General features: G+C 75.8%; 6 protein-coding genes. All 6 read right to left on the bottom strand.

Features of this window, described 5'->3' with window-relative positions:
- Positions 1-118: 118 nt before the first annotated feature.
- On the bottom strand, positions 119-934 hold the full coding sequence (gene trpA / locus AAHZ94_RS27775) for a tryptophan synthase subunit alpha (protein WP_349996241.1): 816 nt from the start codon (positions 932-934) through the stop codon (positions 119-121).
- Positions 931-2,244, bottom strand: coding sequence for a tryptophan synthase subunit beta (trpB, locus tag AAHZ94_RS27770; protein WP_349996239.1), 1,314 nt, complete (start codon positions 2,242-2,244; stop codon positions 931-933). The genes trpA and trpB overlap by 4 nt, the downstream gene beginning before the upstream one ends.
- Positions 2,245-2,753: 509 nt before the next feature.
- Positions 2,754-2,921, bottom strand: a complete 168-nt coding sequence (trpM, locus tag AAHZ94_RS36535) for a tryptophan biosynthesis modulator TrpM (protein WP_502964803.1) — start codon at positions 2,919-2,921, stop codon at positions 2,754-2,756.
- Positions 2,922-2,927: 6 nt separating this feature from the next.
- A complete protein-coding gene (gene trpC, locus AAHZ94_RS27765; RefSeq protein ID WP_349996238.1) occupies positions 2,928-3,737 on the bottom strand; it encodes an indole-3-glycerol phosphate synthase TrpC in 810 nt (269 codons plus the stop codon).
- A 158-nt stretch (positions 3,738-3,895) separates the two neighbouring features.
- Positions 3,896-4,345 carry a DUF2752 domain-containing protein gene (locus tag AAHZ94_RS27760; protein ID WP_349996236.1) on the bottom strand — a complete coding sequence of 150 codons (450 nt, stop codon included), beginning with the start codon at positions 4,343-4,345 and terminating at the stop codon, positions 3,896-3,898.
- Between the two features lie 607 nt (positions 4,346-4,952).
- Positions 4,953-5,183 (bottom strand): HGxxPAAW family protein, encoded by a 231-nt coding sequence (locus AAHZ94_RS27755; protein ID WP_349996234.1) that lies wholly within the window; start codon positions 5,181-5,183, stop codon positions 4,953-4,955.
- Positions 5,184-5,409 lie beyond the last annotated feature (226 nt).

Here is a 5,409-nt window from a genome sequence, read left to right as displayed (position 1 = left end):
CCCCACCCCCCCCCCCCCCGCCCCCCCCCCCCCCCCCCCCCCCCCCCCCCCCCCCCCCCCCCCCCGGGGGCGGCGCGCGGGGGCCCCCCGGTTCCTGCGGCGTGCTGCCGGTGCGGGGTCAGCCGCGCTGGCGCACCCCCTTGGCCAGGTCGGTCGCGAGCGCGCGCACCCCGGCGAGGCCGGACTCCAGGTCGGGCGCCGCCAGGAGTTCCTTGACGAAGGCCGAGCCGACGATCACCCCGTCGGCGAACTGGGCCACCTCGGCGGCCTGTTCCGCGCTGGAGACGCCGAGGCCCACACAGACCGGTAGGGCGGTGCTGGTCCTGGTGCGCGCCACCAGCTCCGCCGCCTCCTGGCCGACCGAAGCGCGGGTGCCGGTCACGCCCATCAGCGAAGCGGCGTACACGAAGCCGCTGCCGGCGGCCGTGATGGTGGCCAGCCGCTCGTCCCGGCTGCTGGGCGCGACGACGAACACGGTCGCCAGGCCGTGCCGTTCGGCGGCCCGGCGCCACGGGCCCGACTCCTGCACCGGCAGGTCGGGCAGGATGCAGCCGGCGCCACCGGCCGCGGCGAGGTCGGCGGCGAACCGCTCGACGCCGTACCGGTCCACCGGGTTCCAGTACGTCATGCACAGCACCGGCGCACCGGTGGCCGCGTGCACCTCGCGGACCGTGCGGATCACGTCGACGATCTTCACGCCGCCGCGCAGCGCGATGTCGTCGGCGGTCTGGATCACCGGGCCGTCCAGGACCGGGTCGCTGTGCGGCAGCCCGACCTCCACGATGTCGCAGCCGCCCTCGATCATGGCCGAAATGGCGCGTACGCCCCCGTCCACGGTGGGGAAGCCGGCCGGCAGGTACCCGACCAGCGCGGCCCGGTCCTCCGCCTTGGCCCGCGCCAGCACGTCGTCCAACAGCCTGATGTTGCCGCTCACTTGGCCCCCGCTTCCGTCGCGTCCTGCTGGCCGGCCGCGCCCGCCTGATCTGCCTGGATTGCCTGGCCCTGCGCCGCGTCGGACGCGGTGTCGTACAGCCCGAAGTAGCGCGCGGCGGTGTCCATGTCCTTGTCGCCGCGCCCGGAGAGGTTGACCACCAGGAGCCCTTCGGGGCCGAGTTCGCGGCCCAGCTCCAGCGCGCCGGCCAGCGCGTGGGCGCTCTCGATGGCCGGGATGATGCCCTCGGTCTGCGACAGCAGCCGCAGCGCCTGCATGGCGGCGTCGTCGGTGGCCGAGCGGTACTCGGCGCGCCCGCTGTCCTTGAGGTAGGCGTGCTCGGGGCCGACGCCCGGGTAGTCCAGGCCGGCCGAGATCGAGTACGGCTCGGTGATCTGTCCGTCCTCGTCCTGGAGCACGTACGAGCGGGAGCCGTGCAGGATGCCCGGGTCGCCGACGCTGAGCGTGGCGGCGTGCTCGCCACTGTCGATGCCGTGCCCGGCCGGCTCCACGCCGACCAGCCGCACCCCGGCGTCGGGGAGGAAGGCGTGGAAGAGGCCGATGGCGTTGGAGCCGCCGCCGACGCAGGCCACGGCCGCGTCCGGGAGCCGCCCGGCGCGCTCCAGGAGCTGGCGGCGCGCCTCCACGCCGATCACCCGGTGGAAGTCGCGGACCAGCGCCGGGAAGGGGTGCGGCCCCGCGACGGTGCCGAACAGGTAGTGCGTGCGGTCCACGTTGGCGACCCAGTCGCGGAACGCCTCGTTGATGGCGTCCTTGAGGGTGCGGCTGCCGGACTTCACGGCGATGACGTCGGCGCCGAGCATCCGCATCCGGGCGACGTTGAGCGCCTGCCGCTCGGTGTCCACCTCGCCCATGTAGATGGTGCACTCCAGGCCGAAGAGGGCGCAGGCGGTGGCGGTGGCCACGCCGTGCTGCCCGGCGCCGGTCTCGGCGATCACCCGGGTCTTGCCCATGCGCCGGGTGAGCAGCGCCTGCCCGAGCACGTTGTTGATCTTGTGGGAGCCGGTGTGGTTGAGGTCCTCCCGCTTGAGGAAGATCCGCGCCCCGCCGGCGTGTTCGGCGAACCTGGGCACCTCGGTCAGCGCGCTGGGCCGCCCGGTGTAGTTGCTGAGCAGTTCGCCGAGTTCGGCGGCGAACGCCGGGTCGGCCTTGGCCTTCTCGTACTCGGCGGCCACCTCGTCGACCGCGGCGCCCAGCGCCGCGGGGATGAAGGTGCCGCCGTACGCGCCGAAGTACCCGTCGGCGGTGGGGACTTGACCCTGCGGGTCGGGGATGAAGAACTCGGAAGTCATCCGGTGCACTCCTCGGTCGGGGCCGAAGCCCCGCGGATCGCACGCCGCCCCCACCGGCGCACCGGGCCGCGGCGCCGCCGACATCGGGGGATGCCGGACGGGCCGGGCGCGGGGCGCACGGTGGGTGGCGACGGTGGTGGGAACGCCGGCGCGTCGGACGTGTGGGGCGCCCCGGCTACGCCAGGGGCCCGACGGACGTCGGACGCGTCGACGCGAGGTCAACGCAACGTCAGGGGAGATGGGGCGGCCGTACGCGGCAGCTCGTACACGGCGCGGCGACGTACCGGGCGAGACGTCGGGCGCGGCGAAGGGCGGCGCGGCGACGCTTGGACGCGGCACGGAGCAGCACGCCGGATCGCGTCCGCACGTACTACGGCCCCGGCGCCGGCCTCAGCGCGGGCCCGCGGGCACCCGGTCCGCGCGGCGCACCTGTGGTCCGGCAGTCGTCGGACTGGCGGTTCAGGAGCGTCGTGCGGGCTGGCGGGTGCGGCGGCGGGGCGCGGTGCGGCTCAGCGGCCGGTGGGCGCCCCGGGCCATCGGCGCCCGTTGACCTGGCCCGGTTCGCTTCCGATGTGGTAGCGCACCCGGCGCCCCCGCACCCGCCGCGCGGGCGCCCGGCAGCCGCGGTGCCAGGGAGGCAACGCACGGCGGTCGGGCTCGGCGGGGGCGGCGGACACGACGGCTCAGTCCCGGCCGTGCCGCAGCGCGGGGTGCGCGCCTGCGGCGACCAGGTCGGCGACGGCGGTCTTCGGGTCGCGGCCGGTGACCAGCGATTCGCCGACGAGCACGGCGTCCGCGCCGTCGTTGGCGTACGCGATCAGGTCGTGCGGGCCGCGGACGCCGGACTCGGCGACCTTCACGATGTGCGCGGGGATCTCGGGGGCGATCCGGGCGAAGTTGCCGCGGTCCACCTCAAGCGTCTTCAGGTCCCGGGCGTTGACGCCGATGATCCGGGCGCCGGCGTCCACCGCGCGCTCCGCCTCGTCCTCGTCGTGCACCTCGCCGCGCGGGGTCAGGCCGATCGACTCGGCGCGCTCGATCAGCGAGACCAGCGCCTCCTGGTGGAGCGCGGCGACGATGAGCAGCACGACGTCGGCGCCGTAGGCCCTGGCCTCCCAGAGCTGGTACGACGTGACGATGAAGTCCTTGCGCAGCACCGGGATGTCCACCCGGGCGCGGACGGCCTCCAGGGCGGCGAGCGAGCCGCCGAAGCGGCGCTGTTCGGTCAGCACGCTGATCAGCGAGGCACCGCCGGCCTCGTAGTCGGCGGCGAGTCCGGCCGGGTCCGCGATGGCGGCGAGCGCGCCCTTGGACGGGCTGGAGCGCTTGACCTCGCAGATCACCTTGACGCTGTCGCCCTTGAGCGCGGCGACGCCGTCCTTGGCCTGTGGTGCCTTCGCGGCGCGCTGCTTGAGCTCGTCGAGGCTGACGCGCGCCTGCCGTTCGGCGAGGTCGGCACGGACTCCGTCGATGATCTCATCGAGCACACTCACGCGAGCGGCCCCCTTCCGGTGGAGCTTGGTGGTCGGCGCCGGTGCGGCGGACGATCGCATCACCAGGCATGGCGATGGTATCTGCCACACGGCCGAGCTCGCGCATCCGGTCGCCGGCTGAGACCGTCGCACCACGCCCCGTCGCACGTCAGAGGGGGTCACGGGGCCAGCGCCACCCCCCATGGCAGGTTGCGGACGACGGTGAACACCAGCACCACCAGCCCCACTGCCGCCCAGGCGTACGGGGCGCCCCGGCGGCGCTGCGACCGGCCGCGGGGCCGCGCCCGCCCGGCGCACTGGAGGAACCACCAGGTCCACAGCGCGGCGCAGGCCGCGTACCCGACGACGGCGAGCGCATTGGCACCCAGCGCGGCGGCCCACTCGCCGTGCGCGAAGCTGTGCGCGCTGCGCAGCCCGCCACACCCCGGGCAGAGCAGACCGGTGTACCGGAGCATCGGACAGGCCGGGTAGTGCCCCGGCTCGTACGGATCGACCGCGGCCACCCCCACGAATCCGGCCACGACCAGCCCGAGCACCCCGACCGGAGCGGCAAGACGACGTACCGCGCCGCCCACCCCACAGCGAGCATCCCTGAGCTGGTCGGACACCCTCCGAGTCTCCGCCACGGACGGCCACGGCGCAGCCTCAGGGCGTGGCCGGTGGGGCCGTACGGGGGGCAGGACACTGCGGGTGGGCGGGGGCCAGGGCCGGCGCGGCGGGGCGGGCGGACCAGCCCGGGGCCGGAGCAGCAGTTCGTGGGCCGGCGGGCGTCGCCGCGGACGGTACGGGCCGGAGCGGGACCAGCGGCGTGGGCATCGACCCGCGCAGGAACGGGGCCCGGCAGAGCAAGCGGCGTGCGGGGGCGGGCGGACGAGCCGGGGCGGGCACGAGGCCGGCGTACGGCGTGCGAACGGGCCGGGCCCGTGCGTCGGGGCGACCGCCGAGGGCCAAGGGCCTCGTCACGGGCCAAGGGCCTCATCACGAGCGGTGGCGGCCCAGGAGAGAGCGGGGCGGGTACGAGCGGGGCTCGACGCGGTCCGGGCGCGGCTCGGGAGCCATCCCCGGGGAGGGGCGGGTGTCACGCGGCCGGGAGCCGGGCGGCCCGCGGGCCCGGGAGCCGTCAGAGGGCGGGGCTCGCCACGCGGGCGGAGCCAGGGCGGCATGCGGCCCGCGGGCCCGGGAAGTGGTCCCGGGCCCCGTGGCGCTGGGTGCGGGTTACGCCTGCGAGCCGGGCTGCACGGTGTGCGGCTTGCGCTTGGGCTTGCCGAGGCCCGCGGCCGACATCGCCATGCCCACGATGCCGCCGATCACGACCACACCGAGCCCAGCCCAGAAGCCCACCGGCTTGGCCATCACGGTGAACGCACCGGAGATGCAGAAGCCGATGAAGGCGATGGTGACGCCGGTCCAGGCGGCCGGGGTGTGTCCGTGGCTGCTACCCGACATGAGTTCTCCTCGTTCGCTGTGTCGCTCCCCCCGGGCCACGCCTGGCGACCGGACGACGCCTGGGCGGGGTGGGCGGATGTCCCCGGGATCGGGGCACGGGGCTGCGTGGGTCCATTGTCGCTGACGTGCTGATGCGAGATCAGCCTGGGGTGGGCCGAGTGGGAGGCCGCCGGCCCACGGCCGGCCCGGCGGCGGCCGGTCGCCCGCGCGTCGGGCGTCGCCGCAC

It is taken from the genome of Streptomyces sp. HSW2009, from assembly GCF_040240285.1.
Lineage (GTDB): Bacteria > Actinomycetota > Actinomycetes > Streptomycetales > Streptomycetaceae > Streptomyces.
Note: the sequence above shows the minus strand (reverse complement) of the source record. Positions and strands in the feature narration are given on the sequence as shown.